Origin of the sequence: Mycobacterium terramassiliense (assembly GCF_900157385.1) — a bacterium.
Taxonomy (GTDB): Bacteria; Actinomycetota; Actinomycetes; order Mycobacteriales; family Mycobacteriaceae; genus Mycobacterium; species Mycobacterium terramassiliense.
This window is the reverse complement of sequence record NZ_LT717701.1, coordinates 1,486,622-1,501,032: the sequence shown is the minus strand read 5'-3', so window position 1 is coordinate 1,501,032 and position 14,411 is coordinate 1,486,622. Positions and strand designations below refer to the sequence as shown.

General features: G+C 69.4%; 16 protein-coding genes. 8 read left to right on the top strand and 8 right to left on the bottom strand.

What is annotated here, in order from left to right:
• Nucleotides 1-88: 88 nt before the first annotated feature.
• Nucleotides 89-352, top strand: a complete 264-nt coding sequence (locus MTAB308_RS21900; protein ID WP_077102106.1) for a DUF2630 family protein — start codon at nucleotides 89-91, stop codon at nucleotides 350-352.
• Nucleotides 349-1,935, top strand: a complete 1,587-nt coding sequence (locus MTAB308_RS21895; protein ID WP_281253145.1) for a phytoene desaturase family protein — start codon at nucleotides 349-351, stop codon at nucleotides 1,933-1,935. The genes MTAB308_RS21900 and MTAB308_RS21895 overlap by 4 nt, the downstream gene beginning before the upstream one ends.
• Here the strand turns inward: MTAB308_RS21895 and MTAB308_RS21890 are convergent.
• Nucleotides 1,932-3,227 carry a citrate synthase gene (locus tag MTAB308_RS21890; protein WP_077102102.1) on the bottom strand — a complete coding sequence of 432 codons (1,296 nt, stop codon included), beginning with the start codon at nucleotides 3,225-3,227 and terminating at the stop codon, nucleotides 1,932-1,934. The two genes, MTAB308_RS21895 and MTAB308_RS21890, sit on opposite strands and share 4 nt — an antisense overlap.
• A 199-nt stretch (nucleotides 3,228-3,426) precedes the next feature.
• The gene (pdxH, locus tag MTAB308_RS21885; RefSeq protein WP_077102100.1) at nucleotides 3,427-4,098 is read right to left on the bottom strand and encodes a pyridoxamine 5'-phosphate oxidase; all 672 of its coding nucleotides are present in this window, start codon (nucleotides 4,096-4,098) and stop codon (nucleotides 3,427-3,429) included.
• 71 nt (nucleotides 4,099-4,169) lie between these two features.
• On the opposite strand from pdxH, the gene MTAB308_RS21880 reads away from it, so the two are divergent.
• Together MTAB308_RS21880 and MTAB308_RS21875 are read left to right on the top strand one after the other, a co-directional pair.
• Complete coding sequence (locus tag MTAB308_RS21880) at nucleotides 4,170-5,288, top strand: citrate synthase 2 (RefSeq protein ID WP_077102098.1); 1,119 nt, start codon at nucleotides 4,170-4,172, stop codon at nucleotides 5,286-5,288.
• A 206-nt stretch (nucleotides 5,289-5,494) separates the two neighbouring features.
• On the top strand, nucleotides 5,495-5,953 hold the full coding sequence (locus tag MTAB308_RS21875) for a VOC family protein (RefSeq protein WP_077104639.1): 459 nt from the start codon (nucleotides 5,495-5,497) through the stop codon (nucleotides 5,951-5,953).
• Here the strand turns inward: MTAB308_RS21875 and MTAB308_RS21870 are convergent.
• Both MTAB308_RS21870 and MTAB308_RS21865 read right to left on the bottom strand, forming a co-directional pair.
• The gene (locus tag MTAB308_RS21870; RefSeq protein ID WP_077102096.1) at nucleotides 5,950-7,647 is read right to left on the bottom strand and encodes an FAD-dependent oxidoreductase; all 1,698 of its coding nucleotides are present in this window, start codon (nucleotides 7,645-7,647) and stop codon (nucleotides 5,950-5,952) included. The genes MTAB308_RS21875 and MTAB308_RS21870 overlap by 4 nt on opposite strands.
• A gap of 19 nt (nucleotides 7,648-7,666) precedes the next feature.
• Nucleotides 7,667-8,692: an AurF N-oxygenase family protein gene (locus tag MTAB308_RS21865; RefSeq protein WP_077102094.1), complete on the bottom strand. Its 1,026-nt coding sequence runs from the start codon at nucleotides 8,690-8,692 to the stop codon at nucleotides 7,667-7,669.
• A gap of 198 nt (nucleotides 8,693-8,890) precedes the next feature.
• On the opposite strand from MTAB308_RS21865, the gene serC reads away from it, so the two are divergent.
• Both serC and sepH read left to right on the top strand, forming a co-directional pair.
• Nucleotides 8,891-10,009 carry a phosphoserine transaminase gene (gene serC, locus MTAB308_RS21860; protein WP_077102092.1) on the top strand — a complete coding sequence of 373 codons (1,119 nt, stop codon included), beginning with the start codon at nucleotides 8,891-8,893 and terminating at the stop codon, nucleotides 10,007-10,009.
• 121 nt (nucleotides 10,010-10,130) lie between these two features.
• A complete protein-coding gene (gene sepH, locus MTAB308_RS21855; RefSeq protein ID WP_077102090.1) occupies nucleotides 10,131-10,916 on the top strand; it encodes a septation protein SepH in 786 nt (261 codons plus the stop codon).
• Between the two features lie 128 nt (nucleotides 10,917-11,044).
• On the opposite strand, the gene MTAB308_RS21850 is transcribed toward sepH, so the two are convergent.
• Genes MTAB308_RS21850 through MTAB308_RS21840 form a run of 3 tightly spaced genes read right to left on the bottom strand, consistent with a single transcriptional unit; the run spans nucleotide 11,045 to nucleotide 12,563 of the window.
• Nucleotides 11,045-11,314: a DUF2537 domain-containing protein gene (locus MTAB308_RS21850; RefSeq protein ID WP_077102088.1), complete on the bottom strand. Its 270-nt coding sequence runs from the start codon at nucleotides 11,312-11,314 to the stop codon at nucleotides 11,045-11,047.
• Nucleotides 11,311-12,135: a TrmH family RNA methyltransferase gene (locus tag MTAB308_RS21845; protein ID WP_077102086.1), complete on the bottom strand. Its 825-nt coding sequence runs from the start codon at nucleotides 12,133-12,135 to the stop codon at nucleotides 11,311-11,313. The genes MTAB308_RS21850 and MTAB308_RS21845 overlap by 4 nt, the downstream gene beginning before the upstream one ends.
• Nucleotides 12,132-12,563 (bottom strand): Rv0880 family HTH-type transcriptional regulator, encoded by a 432-nt coding sequence (locus MTAB308_RS21840; RefSeq protein WP_077102084.1) that lies wholly within the window; start codon nucleotides 12,561-12,563, stop codon nucleotides 12,132-12,134. Before MTAB308_RS21840 ends, MTAB308_RS21845 begins: the two co-directional genes overlap by 4 nt.
• 121 nt (nucleotides 12,564-12,684) lie before the next feature.
• Here MTAB308_RS21840 and MTAB308_RS21835 point away from each other — a divergent pair, with 121 nt between their 5' ends.
• Together MTAB308_RS21835 and MTAB308_RS21830 are read left to right on the top strand one after the other, a co-directional pair.
• Nucleotides 12,685-12,960 (top strand): DUF2530 domain-containing protein, encoded by a 276-nt coding sequence (locus MTAB308_RS21835; protein WP_077104637.1) that lies wholly within the window; start codon nucleotides 12,685-12,687, stop codon nucleotides 12,958-12,960.
• Between the two features lie 23 nt (nucleotides 12,961-12,983).
• The gene (locus tag MTAB308_RS21830; RefSeq protein ID WP_077102082.1) at nucleotides 12,984-13,439 is read left to right on the top strand and encodes an SRPBCC family protein; all 456 of its coding nucleotides are present in this window, start codon (nucleotides 12,984-12,986) and stop codon (nucleotides 13,437-13,439) included.
• Here MTAB308_RS21830 and MTAB308_RS21825 read toward each other — a convergent pair.
• Nucleotides 13,436-14,344 (bottom strand): DUF3027 domain-containing protein, encoded by a 909-nt coding sequence (locus MTAB308_RS21825; protein ID WP_077102080.1) that lies wholly within the window; start codon nucleotides 14,342-14,344, stop codon nucleotides 13,436-13,438. The two genes, MTAB308_RS21830 and MTAB308_RS21825, sit on opposite strands and share 4 nt — an antisense overlap.
• Between the last annotated feature and the right edge of the window lie 67 nt (nucleotides 14,345-14,411).

Sequence of the window (14,411 nt, the reverse complement as noted above, 5' to 3'; positions counted from 1 at the left end):
ATTCGTCACCCGCGCTTTCGTTTTGCAGGCGATATGCAGCCTACCGATTCGACGCGGGGACGCCTGCCAGGTCGGGCACACTGGAGCGATGGGAAACGGCAGAAAACCGACCGACAGCGAGACCCTGGCTTACATCCGCAGCCTCGTCGACGAGGAGAAAACGCTGCGGTCGCAGTTGCAGCACGGCGAGATCAGCACGTCGGAGGAGCAGGATCGCCTGCGCCGAGTCGAAGTGGAGCTCGACCAGTGCTGGGACCTGTTGCGGCAACGCCGCGCGCTACGCGAAACCGGTGGTGACCCGCGCGAGGCGCAGGTGCGCCCGCCCGACGAGGTCGAGGGCTACCTGAACTGAGCGAGGTCGACGCCCCCGATGCCTTAGATGTCATCGTCGTCGGCGGCGGCCACAACGGGCTGGTCGCGGCGGCCTATCTGGCCCGGGCGGGCCTTCGGGTGCGGTTGCTGGAGCGGCTGGACCGCCTCGGCGGGGCCGCGGTTTCGGCGCAGGCCTTCGACGGGGTCGGGGTTCGGTTGTCGCGCTACTCCTACCTGGTCAGCCTGCTGCCGGCCCGCATCGTCGACGATCTGGGCGCCGCGGTGCGACTGGTCCGCCGGCCGTACTCGTCGTACACGCCGGATCCCAGCACCGGGGGCCGCAGCGGGCTGCTGGTCGGGCGCCCCGGGACGTTCGGCGCCATCGGCGCCGCCGACGACGAGCGTCGTTTCGCCGCCTTCTACCAACGCTGCCGGGTGGTGACCGAGCGGCTCTGGCCCACGCTGCTCGAGCCGATGCGCACCCGCGAGCAGGCCCGCCGGCACGTCATCGATGGGGGCGATGCCCACGCGGCGGCCGCATGGCGGGCCATGGTCGACGAGCCCATCGGCCGCGCGATCGCCGACGCGGTGGGCAACGACCTGGTCCGCGGCGTCATCGCGACCGACGCGCTGATCGGCACGTTCGCCGCCCTGGACGACCCTTCGCTGCGGCAGAACGTCTGCTTCCTCTACCACGTGCTCGGCGGCGGCACCGGGGACTGGGACGTCCCCGTCGGCGGGATGGGCTCGCTGACCGCGGCCCTCGCGTCGGCGGCCTCCGGCCATGGCGCCGAAATCATCACCGGTGCAGACGTCTTCGCGGTCGATCCCGACGGCCGGGTGCGCTACCGCTGCGGCGAGAACGAGCACGCGGTGCGGGGCCGGTTCGTGCTGGCCGGCGTGACGCCGACGGTCCTGGCCGGCCTGCTCGGCGAGCGGCCCCCCGCCCCGGCCCAGGGCGCGCAGGTCAAGGTGAACATGGTGCTGCGCCGCCTGCCCCGGTTGCGTGACGCCGCCGTCACATCCGAGCAGGCGTTCGCCGGGACGTTCCACGCGAATGAAACCTGGACCCAATTGGGCAGCGCGTATTCGCGCGCGGCCGACGGGCACATTCCGAATCCGCTGCCCTGCGAAGCCTATTGCCATTCGCTGACCGACCCGAGCATCTTGTCGGCCGAGCTGGCCCGGTCGGGTGCCCACACGATGACGGTGTTCGGCCTGCACACCCCGCACTCGCTGTTCGACGAAAACCGCTCCGGCGCCCTGCGCGAGCGACTGACCGAATCGGTACTGGCGTCGCTGAATTCCGTTCTGGCCGAGCCGGTCCAGGATGTCCTGATGAGCGATGCGCAGGGCCGACCGTGCCTCGAGACGACGACCACCCTGGACTTGCACCGCACGCTGGGGATGACCGCGGGCAACATCTTCCACGGCGGCCTGACGTGGCCTTTCGCCGACGACGACGACCCGCTGGACACGCCGGCCCGGCAATGGGGGGTCGCCACCGCGCACGATCGAATCCTGTTGTGCGGCGCGGGCGCCCGCCGTGGCGGAGCGGTGTCGGGCATCGGCGGGCACAACGCCGCGATGGCGGTGCTGGCTTCCCTGGCGAACAGACCCTAGCGGTCGTTGATGGTGGCGTAGTCGCGCTCGGTGTACCCGGTGTAGATCTGGCGCGGGCGGCCGATCTTGCTGTCGCCCTCGTCGTGCATCTCACGCCAGTGCGCGATCCAGCCGGGCAGCCGCCCCAGCGCGAAGAGCACCGTGAACATCCGGGTCGGGAAACCGAGCGCCCGGTAGATCAGGCCGGTGTAGAAGTCGACGTTCGGGTAGAGCTTGCGCTCGACGAAGTAGTCGTCGGTAAGCGCCGCCTCTTCGAGTTCCTTCGCGATGTCCAGCAGCGAGTCGTCGCCGCCCAGCTTGCCCAGGATCTTGTCGGCCTGTTCCTTGACGATGCGCGCCCGCGGGTCGTAGTTCTTGTAGACGCGGTGGCCGAAGCCCATCAGCTTGACGCCGGCTTCGCGGTTCTTCACCTTGCGGACAAATTCGCCGACGTCGTCGCCGCTCTCGCGAATCTGCTCGAGCATCTCCAGCACCGCCTGGTTGGCGCCGCCGTGCAGCGGTCCCCACAGCGCGTTGATTCCGCCGGAGATGGACGTGAACAAGTTGGCCCGCGACGAGCCCACCAACCGCACCGTCGACGTCGAGCAGTTCTGCTCGTGGTCGGCGTGCAGGATGAACAGCATGTCCAGCGCCCGCACGATTTCGGGGTCGGCGTGGTACGGCTCGGCCGGGAGCCCGAAGGTCATCCGCAGGAAGTTCTCCACCAGGCTCAGCGAGTTGTCCGGGTAGAGGAAGGGCTGTCCGATCGACTTCTTGTAGGCGTAGGCGGCGATGGTGGGCAGCTTCGCCAGCAGGCGGGTGGTCGACAGCTCGACCTGACCGTTGTCCATCGGGTCGAGCGCGTCCGGGTAGTAGGAGCTCAGCGCATTCACCACACTGGACAACACCGGCATGGGGTGGGCGTTGGGCGGGAAGCCGTCGAAGAACCTCTTCAGGTCCTCGTGCAGCATGGTGTGCCGCTGGATCCGGTTGGTGAACTCATCCAGCTGCTCCTTGGTCGGCAGCTCGCCGTAGATAAGCAGGTAGCTCACCTCGATGAAGGTCGACTTCTCGGCGAGCTGCTCGATCGGGTAGCCGCGATAGCGCAGAATGCCGGCGTCGCCGTCGATGTAGGTGATGGAGCTCTTGCATGAGGCGGTGTTGACGAAGCCGTTGTCGAACGTCGTGTAGCCGGTCTTGGAGAGCAGGGGGCCGAGCGCAATCCCGTCGGCTCCTTCGGTGGCTTGCACGACCTCAAGGTCGATCTCGCCCCCTGGGTACTTCAGAGTTGCGGTGTCGTCGGTGTCGGCCACGAGAACCCCTTTGCGCTCTGGCTGGTCTGGCTGCCCTGACTCGGTGCTTATAGCTGAAGGTAGTCGTTATCGGCACGACGCGCCTGCCCGGGGTCGGGTCCGCGGGTCTCGCGGCCATCGGACGGTTAAGCCGCGCTGAATTTGCGACGTGACGGGTGTCATACCGAGTCGACACGCGGCCGTCGACGAACCGCGCGGGTCAGGGTTGCAGGCGCTCGACCCGAGCGCCGATCACCCGAATCCGGTTGTGCACCCGGTTTTCCCGGCCCTGCCAGAATTCGACCACCTCGGGCGCGAGGAGGTATCCGCCCCAGTTGGGCGGCACCGGGACGGATTCGGAGTCGGCGAAGCGCGTGGTGACCTCGGCGAGCTGGTCCAGCAGCGCCGCGCGCGACGCGATCGGCCGCGATTGGTGTGACGCCCAGGCGCCCAGTTGGGAGCCGCGCGGCCGCATGGACCAGTAGTCCCGCGTCACCTGGGGGTCCACCTTGCTCACCGGGCCGCGGACGTGGATTTGCCGGCCCAACAGGAACCACGGGAAAGTGGCCGACGCGTACGGCGTCGCGGCCAGCTCGGCGCCCTTGTCGGAGTCGTAGTTGGTGAAGAAAGTGATTCCGGTCTCATCGGCGCTCTTGCACAACACCGCCCGGCTGACCGGCCGGCCGCCGGCGACGGTTGCCAGCACCATGGCGTTCGGCTCGGCCACCCCGGCGCGCTCGGCGTCGTCGAGCCACCTGCGGAACAACGCGAGCCACCCGTCGGCCAGCCAGTCCGCGTCCAGGTCTGGGCTGCCGTCCTTTTCGACCGATCCGTACTCCACGCGCATTCTCTCGAGGTGTTCTTTGCCTGCTCCGGGGCCCGGTCCTGCCATTACGCCCACGCTACCGGGGGTTGCTACCGGCCGGTAGCATCCGCCCGCCCGGGGGGTGCGAGAATTTCCGCATGACTGTCCCGGAAAACTTTGTCCCCGGCCTGGAGGGCGTGGTGGCATTCACCACCGAAATCGCCGAACCGGATAAAGACGGCGGCGCGCTGCGCTACCGCGGCGTGGATATCGAGGACCTGGTGGCTCAGCAGGTCACGTTCGGCGACGTGTGGGCGCTGCTGGTCGACGGCAAGTTCGGTCACGGGCTGCCGCCCGCCGAGCCCTTCCCGCTGCCGATCCACACCGGCGATGTGCGGGTCGACGTGCAGGCGGGCCTGGCGATGCTGGCACCGATCTGGGGCTACAAGCCGCTGCTGGACACCGACGACGCCACCGCCCGCGACCAGCTGGCCCGGGCCTCGGTGATGGCCCTGTCCTATGTCGCACAGTCGGCCCGCGGCATCTACCAGCCGGCCGTGCCCCAGCGCGTCATCGACGAATGCCAAACCGTCACAGCGCGGTTCATGACCCGCTGGCAGGGCGAACCCGACCCCCGGCACGTCGAGGCCATCGATGCCTACTGGGTGTCGGCCGCCGAGCACGGCATGAACGCCTCGACGTTCACCGCGCGGGTGATCGCCTCGACCGGAGCGGACGTCGCCGCCTCGCTGTCGGGGGCGATCGGGGCGATGAGCGGCCCGCTGCACGGTGGCGCGCCGGCCCGGGTGCTGCCAATGCTCGAAGAGGTCGAGCGCACCGGCGACGCCCGCGGCCTGGTCAAATCGATCCTGGACCGCGGCGACAAGCTGATGGGATTCGGCCACCGCGTTTACCGCGCCGAGGACCCGCGGGCACGCGTGCTGCGGGCGGCCGCCGAACGGCTGGGCGCCCCGCGCCACGAGGTCGCCGTCGCGCTGGAGCAGGCCGCGCTGGCAGAACTGCGCGAGCGCCGCCCGGACCGGGCCATCGAGACCAACGTCGAGTTCTGGGCCGCGGTCATCCTGGACTTCGCCCGGGTGCCGGCCAACATGATGCCGGCCATGTTCACCTGCGGACGCACCGCGGGATGGTGCGCCCACATCCTCGAGCAGAAACGGCTCGGCAAGCTGGTCCGCCCGTCGGCGATCTACGTGGGCCCGGCACCGCGCAGCCCGGAAGCCGTCGAGGGCTGGGACCGGGTTCTCACCCACGCCTGAGATCGGGCGAGCGAGGTAACCACACCGCGAATTTCGGCCCAACATTTCGCGCGGTGGTCACGCTCGCGTCCGTTGGTTGTCGGTGCCCGACGGTTGAATGGGCGCGTGCCGCGAGGCTCCGATGAATTTGCGTCGCGGGACGAGTCAATAACCGTGTGCCGGCCCACGCCGGGTGGGCACGGGAGACCGACAACAAGGAGACCACGATGGCGATCAACATCGAACCCGCACTGTCCCCGCACCTCGTCGTCGACGACGCCGCGGCGGCAATCGACTTCTACGTCAAGGCCTTTGGCGCCGAGGAGCTGGGCCGGGTGCCCCGCCCCGACGGCAAGCTGGTGCACGCGGCGCTGCGCATCAATGGCTTCACCGTGATGCTCAACGACGACTTTCCGGAGATGTGTGGCGGCAAGTCGATGACGCCCACGTCCCTGGGCGGCACCCCGGTCACCATCCACCTGACGGTCACCGACGTCGACGCCAAGTTCCAGCGGGCGCTGGACGCGGGGGCCGCCGTGGTGGCCCCGTTGGACGACCAGTTCTGGGGTGACCGTTATGGCGTGGTCGCCGACCCGTTCGGCCACCACTGGTCGATGGGTCAGCCGGTGCGGGAAGTCAGCATGGAAGAGGTCACCGCGGCGATGTCCGGGCAGGGGGCCGGCTAGCTCTCACCAGACAGCCGGGCCAGCAGCCGGCGTCGCCGCGGCGGCGCCGGCGCGGCAACGGCGACGGCGACGGCGAGCATGTCGGCGACGTCGGTGAATTTGTTGCGCGGCCGCCCGTCGCGGCTCCCCCGCTCGATCTCCGCGGCGTCGATCGCCCGCCACCCCGCGGAGCCGACGACGTCGGGCTGGCGCGCGCGCACCAGGTCGTCCAGCGCGCCCGGCGGGGCGGCGGGGTCGGTCAGGCTACCGGCGTTGAAATCGGCCACCAGCGCATGGACGGTTTGCAGGGAGCAGGACTTGTTCGTGCCGATGAACCCCGTCGGTCCGCGCTTGATCCATCCCGCGACGTAGGCGCCGGGCACCGGGCGGCCGGAGCCGGGGTCCGTAACGCGGCCGCTGTCGTTGGGCACGACGGCCGCCGATTCGTCGAATGGCAGCCCACGGATCGCCTTGCCGCGATAGCCGATCGACGTCAGCACCAGGCCGGCCTCCAGCCGGTGCGCCTCGTCGGTGCCGGTGACGGTGAACTCGACTCCGGTGGCGCGGCGCTCGCCGAGCACGCGCTGCGGGGTGAGCTCGTAGGCCAGCCGGATCCGGCGGCGTGACGGCGAGGATGAATCGTCACCCAGTGTGCTCAGGATCTGCAGCTTGGTCTGGGTCAGCCGGTCCGACACGGCGGCGAGATCGCCCGCCACCCGCCGATGGTCGCCGGCGTCCAGCACGACGTCGGAGGCGCCGGTGAGCCCGATGAGTTCGGGAAGGGTGAAGGCCGAATGGGCCGGCCCGCGCCGGGCGGCGATCACCACTTCGCGCACCGCGGAGCGCCGCAACACCTCGAGCGCATGGTCGGAGATGTCGGTGCGGGCCAGGTCGTCGGGGTCCGCCGTGAGGACGCGGGCCACGTCGAGGGCGACGTTGCCGTTGCCGATGATCACCACTCGCTCGTGATCGAGATCGACTGGCAGACTGGTGAACTCGGGATGTCCGTTGAGCCACGCGACCAACTCGGTGGCGGTCCCGGTGCCCGGCAGACCCATGCCGTCGATGCCCAGGCGACGATCGTCGGGTGCACCCACCGCATAGATAACGGCGTGATGGTGGGCCAACAGGTCGGCGTGGCTCAGGTGCCTGCCGATCTCGACGTTCAGGTAGAAGCGGAAGTGCCGATGGCCGGATATCCGGTCGAAAAGCCGGGTGACCCTTTTGGTGTTCTGGTGGTCGGGCGCCACCCCGGCGCGCACCAGCCCGTAGGGCGTCGGCAGCTTCTCAAAGACGTTGACCCGCACGCCATGTTGGGTGAGCAGCTCGTCGGCGGCATACATCGCCGCGGGGCCCGAGCCGACGACGGCCACGGTCAAGGGCCGACGGCGGGCGCGCACCTCGGCGGCGGGGATCACCGGGGCCAGCTTCGAGGTGGGCGGCAGTTTCTCGCCCTCGGGCCGCTTCGGGTAGAAGGACGCGTTGATCTCGACGAACGGCAGCTGCTTGGCATCCAGCCGGGTGTCAGGGGCGATGGCGCCCACCGGGCAAGCACTCACGCACGCGCCGCAGTCCACGCACGCCACCGGATCGATGTAGAGCATCTCCGACGTCGCAAACCCCGGCTCGTCCGGTGACGGGTGGATGCAGTTCACCGGGCACGCGAAGACACAGGACCCGTCGTTGCAGCACGACTGGGTAATAACGTGCGGCATAAGAGAACCCGGCGCAGCCCTATGCGGCCGGAGCGGCGGCCAGGTGCTGGCGCTGCGGCTCGCTGCGATACCGCGACGGCTTGCCGTTGATCTTGCACAGGCGCCACATCAGCCGGGCGGACCGCGTTTCCATCAGGCCGGTGTCGTGGGCCAGCATCCGCACATCGCCAAACATGTCGCTGAGCCACTTGCGCGACTCCGGGGACCGGAAGAACAGTTCCTTTTTGACCTCGCGCGGAATGTCGAACTCGCGCCAGAAGGCCTTGGGCGGCACCACAATTGCCCGGCACAACATCTTCATGGTCAGCGGCAGGTACAGCGCCGTCCAGAACCGCTGCCGCTTGGTCAGCTCCGGCAACCGCCGGCGCAGGAACTCATGCGCGAACGAGATGTGCCGTGCCTCCTCAGCAACGTGGATGGCCATCACCCGCTCCATGATCGGGTGCAGCGACTTGCCTTCGCGCAGCACGTTTTTCTGCGTGTGGTCGATGGGCTCCTCGCCGGCGAGCACACCGATGAAAAACGCAACCGGCGACGGGCCCGCGACCAGTGGAACCAGCGGCGAGAGCCACTTGAGCACCCGCGGCATGCCCGGGACGTCCGCGCCGATGCGGTTCACCATCTCCTGGAACATCATGGTGTGGTTGCACTCTTCGACCGATTCGTGCAGGCAGTAGCGGTACTCAGGCGACCCGTTGGGCACCCAGAACGTGTAGTTCATCAGGCCGCGGATCAGGATCGACTCGAAGTGCAGCCCCACCTTGGCCACGTTGGCCTGCCGCCACATGCCGATCTTGATCTTGCGCTCTTGCGACTGGGCCTGATACCAGGGATGCCGTCCCAGCGGGTCGGTCAACGGGAGGATCCACCGTGGGTCGTTCTCCGTGACGGCGAATTCCGTTGATTCCCAGTCGATGTCGGTGTAGGGATTGAAGTTTCGCCGCACCGACCCCTCGGACAGTGTGGCAAGCATGTTCACGTACTCGGCGTCGTCGCGTACTTCCATGTTGCGTCGCCAACGCCGGACCATTCGCGTCCTGTCCATTCCAAGCCTCCCCAACGAGGTTTACATTTGGACGTGCAATGTCCAGACAGTACCGCAGGTACCGGATATTTTCTAGACTCGCAGCCGGCACTGTGGCCTGACCAGTGGTCACGCGATCCGTGTGGCCTGGCTCACATCCCGCCGGTCACCCCAGCCCGCGGCGTCGCCGCCTCCGGATCGCTCACTAGGCTGGCTGATATGGCTGACCAGCTCGACATCCCCGCCGACATCAAACCCCGCGACGGCCGCTTCGGCTGCGGCCCTTCGAAGGTCCGGCCCGAACAGCTGAAGGCGCTGACCACCACGGCCGCGCCGTTGTTCGGCACGTCGCACCGGCAGGCTCCGGTCAAGGATCTGGTGGGCCGGGTTCGCTCGGGGGTGACCGAGCTGTTCTCCGTGCCCGACGGGTATGAGGTCATCCTCGGCAACGGGGGCGCGACGGCGTTCTGGGATGCCGCCGCGTTCGGGCTGATCGACAAGCGTTCGCTGCACCTCTCCTTCGGCGAGTTCAGCGCCAAGTTCGCCTCCTCGGTCGCCAAGAACCCCTTCGTCGGCGACCCCATCGTCATCAAGTCGGATCCCGGCACTGCCCCCGAGCCGCAGTCCGACCCGGCGGTCGATGCGATCGCGTGGGCGCACAACGAGACGTCGACCGGGGTCGCGGTGCCGATCCGCCGCCCCGCCGGCTCGGATGACGCGCTGGTCCTCATCGACGCGACCTCGGGCGCCGGTGGCCTGCCCGTCGACATCACGCAAGCCGACGCCTACTACTTCTCGCCGCAGAAGAACTTCGCCAGCGACGGCGGGCTGTGGCTGGCCGTCATGAGCCCGGCCGCGCTGGCCCGCGTCGAAGCCATCGCGTCCTCGGGTCGCTGGGTTCCCGACTTCCTGTCACTGCCGATAGCCGTGGAAAACAGCCTGAAGAATCAGACGTACAACACCCCGGCGATCGGCACGCTGGCGCTGATGGCCGAGCAGCTCGACTGGATGCTCGGCAACGGTGGCCTCGACTGGGCGGTCAAGCGCACGGCGGACTCCTCGCAGCGGTTGTACTCGTGGGCCGAGGAGCGGCCTTACACCACGCCGTTCGTCGCCGATCCCGCGCTGCGGTCTCAGGTGGTGGGCACGATCGACTTCGTCGATGAAGTCGACGCCGCGGTCGTCGCCAAGACGCTCCGCGCCAACGGCATCGTCGACACCGAGCCCTACCGCAAACTGGGCCGCAACCAGTTGCGGGTGGCGATGTTCCCCGCGGTCGACCCGGACGACATCAGCGCCCTGACCCAGTGCGTCGACTGGGTCGTCGAGCGGCTTTAACTTCTGCGTCATCAGCCCGCAACCCGCCAGCGTGTCACAGCGGGTTGCCGGCGTTAGCTGCACTAGAGTGCGGACCCGAGGGGTCCGTCGCTGACCGGCGCGGAGCCTGCGAGGAGAAGCCATGCGGGAACTCAAAGTGGTTGGTCTCGATGACGAGAGCAAATACATCATCTGCGAGGGTGATGACCCCGCAGAACGGTTCAAGCTGGTGGCCGACGACAGACTTCGGGCCGCCCTCCGCGGCGAGGCGCCGCAGCCGGACCAGCCGCCGCTCGACATGCAAGTCACCAATATGTTGAGCCCCAAAGAGATTCAGGCCCGGATTCGCGCCGGTGCGTCCGTCGATCAGGTGGCCATGGCGTCGGGCTCCGACATTTCGCGGATCCGCCGCTTTGCTCACCCGGTGCTGCTGGAGCGGGCCCGCGCCGCCGAACTGGCAACCGCCGCACACCCGATGCTGGCCGACGGGCCCGCCGTGCTCACCCTGCTCGAGACCGTCAGCTCCGCGCTGGTGGCGCGCGGCCTGGAACCCGACCGGCTCAGCTGGGACGCGTGGCGCAACGAGGACGGCCGCTGGACGGTGCAGCTCGCCTGGAAGGCCGGGCGCTCGGACAACATCGCGCATTTCAGCTTCGCCCCCGGCGCCCACGGCGGAACGGTCACGGCGGTCGACGACGCGGCCAGCGAGCTGATCGACCCGGACTTCGAGCGCCCGTTGCGGCCGCTCGCCCGGGTGGCCCGCCTCGCCTTCGAGTCGACGGAACCGACCGCTACCGCAGGCGAATCCGCCGAACCGGCGCCGCCCGCCGCACCGCCCGAACAGCCGGTGCACACCCGGCGCGGCAAGCCGGTGATTCCGGCCTGGGAGGATGTGCTGCTCGGGGTGCGCTCCGGCGGGCACCGCTAGCCCGATGGCGGGGACCCGCAGCGCCCGGCTGCACCGCGCTTGCGATCCCCGCTAGCCCGATGGCGGGGACCCGCAGCGCCCGGCTACACCGCGCTTGCGATCCCCGCTAGCCCGATGGCGGGGACCCGCTACCCCACCGTCATTGCCAGCAGCGTCAGCCACGCGCCGGCCACGCCCGCGGCCGCGCCCAGCACGAACCACCGCAGCACCAGGGTGCGCCGCCAGCCCCACAACGTCGGCGCCAGACCGCCCGCGGCGACGGCGTTGAGGCCAACCGCCAGCAGCGGATGCACCCGGATCAGGCCGAGGCTGAGCACCACGACGGCGGCGCCGGTCACGGCCGCGACGAACACCGAGACGGTCAAACCCGTTGCCCAGGGGACGGACTCGTCGTTCACCAGGTGAGCCTAGCCCGCTCGTAAAACGCCAGGGCCGCCGCGGTGGCGACGTTGAGCGAGTCGGTGCCGCGCGACATCGGGACTCGCACCGGCACGTCGCTGAGCCGCAGGGCGGCCGTCGTCAGCCCGGGGCCCTCGGCGCCGACCAGCACCGCGACACGCTCGTCGACCGCCCCGGCCATCGCCTCGGCCAGCGCGCACGCCTCGCGCTGCGGCGTCATTGCCATCAGCCGAAAGCCGCTCTCCTTCAACAACAGAAGGTCGTGGGGCCAGCTCGCCGCCCGCGCATACGGCACCAGCAACGCGTGGCCCATCGACACCCGCACGGCGCGACGGTAGAGCGGGTCGGCGCACCCGCTGCCGAAAACCACTGCGTCCACGCCCAGCCCGGCCGCGTTGCGAAAAATCGAGCCCAGGTTCTCGTGATCGTTGACGCCCTCGAGGACCGCGACGGTGCGCGCGGCCTCGACGACCTGGCCGACGCTGGGTTCCGGCACCCTCCTGGCGGCCGCGAGCACGCCGCGGTTGAGGTGAAAACCGACCACTTGTGCCATCACCTCGGCCGACGTTCGGTAGAACGGCGCCGCGGCGCCGGCCAGATCGTCCTCGAGCTCGGACAGTCGGCGGTCGGTGCCCAGCAGGGCGTGCGGGGTGAATCGGGAGGCCAGCATGCGCTGCACGACCAATACGCCTTCGGCGATCACCAACCCCTTACCGGTCGGCAGATCGGGACGGCGATCGACACTGTTCAGGTCGCGGAAATCGTCGAGGCGCGGGTCGTCGGGATCGGTGATGTCCTGAACATCCAAGCCGCCGGTCACGGGCTTTCGTCGACCAGCGCCAGCATCAGATCGGCGGCCTCGCGCAGGGTTTCGCGTTGCTCGCCGTCCAGTGTCGCCAGGCGCTTGGCCAGCCACTCCTGGCGCGCGCGACGGTTTGCCTTGACCAGCTCGGCGCCGGACTCGGAGACCGAGACGAGGACCTGCCGGCCGTCGACCGGGTGTGGGGCGCGATCTACCAAACCCATCTCGGCCAGCGACGCGATCACCCGGGTCATCGATGGCGGCCGCACGCGCTCGCGAATCGCGAGCGCGCCGGGGGTCATCGCGCCCTCGTTGGCCAGGGTCGCGAGCGCCGACAGCTGGGACAGCGACACCGGCGATGACGGGTTGCGGAACCGCAGTTGGCGGGCCAGCCGCATCACCGCCAACGACAGGTCGCTGGCCAGCCGGGCGTCGCTGTCAGGCATGGCGCGAGGTTACACGGAACACAGCAAATGCGGGATACCAACTTGACATCCATGGACTTTGGTCCTTGCCTGCGCTCGGGCCGCTTTCAGGGCTCAGCGCCGCCGCGTTATGTTGATCGCGATGTCTGCCCAACCCGGCCAGAGCCCCGAGGCGCCACCGCTGCCGCGGGCGCTGCTCGAGGTGTGGCCCGTCGTCGTGGTCGGGTTCCTGGGCTGGCTGATCGGCGCGGCGCTCGCGTTCCTCGTCCCCGCCCTGCACAGTTGGCGCCCGGTGACGCTAGGCGGGCTGGGGGTCGGGCTGATCGGCACCAGCATCTTCGTCCTGCAGCTTGCGGCCGCCCGCCGCGGCGCCCGCGGCGCGCAGACCGGGCTGGAAACCTACCTGGACCGCCAATAGAATTCGCTGCCCTGGGAGGAACCATGGTCGCCCCGCTGCTGCAGACGCACGTCGACATCGACGCACCGGCCTCCAAGGTGTGGGCGTTGATCTCCGACTTCCGGCGGATGCCGGACTGGAGCCCGCAGTGTCGCTGGATGAGGGCGCTGGGACCTCTTCGCGCAGGCACCCGCACCTTCAACCTCAACCGGCGCAACCGCATGTTCTGGCCCACCACCTGCACGGTTGTCGAGGTCATCCCCGAGAAGAGGCTGGCGTTCCGGGTCAACACCAACGGCACGATCTGGAGCTACGAGCTCGAGCCCAGCGGCCGGGGGACCCGGGTGACCGAGAGCCGTCACGCCGAGAACGGCGTCAGCGCGATTTCGAACCTATCGGTGAACGCGCTCTTGGGCGGGACCGAGAACTTCGAACGCGAGTTGCTGAAGGGGATGAACGCCTCGCTGGCGAACATCAAAGCCGCCGCCGAGCGGGGCTAGTCGCCCGGTTCCGGCGACTCCGGCTGCGCAGACTCGGGCGGCGACTCCGGGTCCGGCGGTTCGGGCGGCGGCGGGTTCTCCGCGACGTCCAGCACGCCGTCGTCGTAGGGCTCGTACGCCGGCGAGCCGGTGCCCGCCGGGGCCGGTGTGTCCGAGTGGGCACCGCAGCCGTATTGCCTGTCGACGATGTGCCCGTCGGCGGACAGCTCGTTGCCGCACACTCCGAACATCGCGCCCAGCGATCCGGCCAGCGGCAGGAAGAAACCACAATCGCGGCACATCCGTTTGGTGGACCGGGCCATCGTCGAGTCGGGACCGTGGTCCCCGGTGTGCCACCGCTCGGCCGCCTCGGCGCGGCCCCACGAGCTCATCACCCAGCGCCGGCCCAACCCGATCTCGGCGGCCGTCTCGTCCACCTCAGGGTCACCGCTGGCGGTGTAGCCCGGAACCAGGCGCGGGTCGTCCGCCGCGGGCGCCAGCAGGTCCCCCGGGCTCAGATCGCCCGGGCGCACCCGTTGGTCCCACGGCACCCACTCGGGCGCAAGCAGCGCTGTCGGTCCGGGGATCAGCACCACTTCGCTGATCGTCGCGTGGTCGGCCCCCGGGTGCCCGGCGACGACAGCCGCCCATTGCCACCCCTGGTAACCGGGCAGGTGCGCGAGGAACCGGTGGGTCGCGGCGTTCGGATCCTCGGAGCTGACGCCCAGGTAGTCCCCGACGGCCTCGGCGCCGGCGAACTCCTCGACGGCCGCCCGGGCCTGGTCGGCGGCACCCGTGAGCACCGCCGCCAACTCGTCGGGCGACTCGGCGACGGTCGTCGCGGCGGGTTCCGCCGACCCGTCAGCGGGTCCGGTCACGCTATCCCCTCTCGTGTCGCGATCGCAGGCCCAACCGGGCGCCACCATCGGACTGCAGTGCCTCTCCATACTAGGTTGGCGAGCCACGCCCGGTTGCCCGCCGGCATAAGACAGA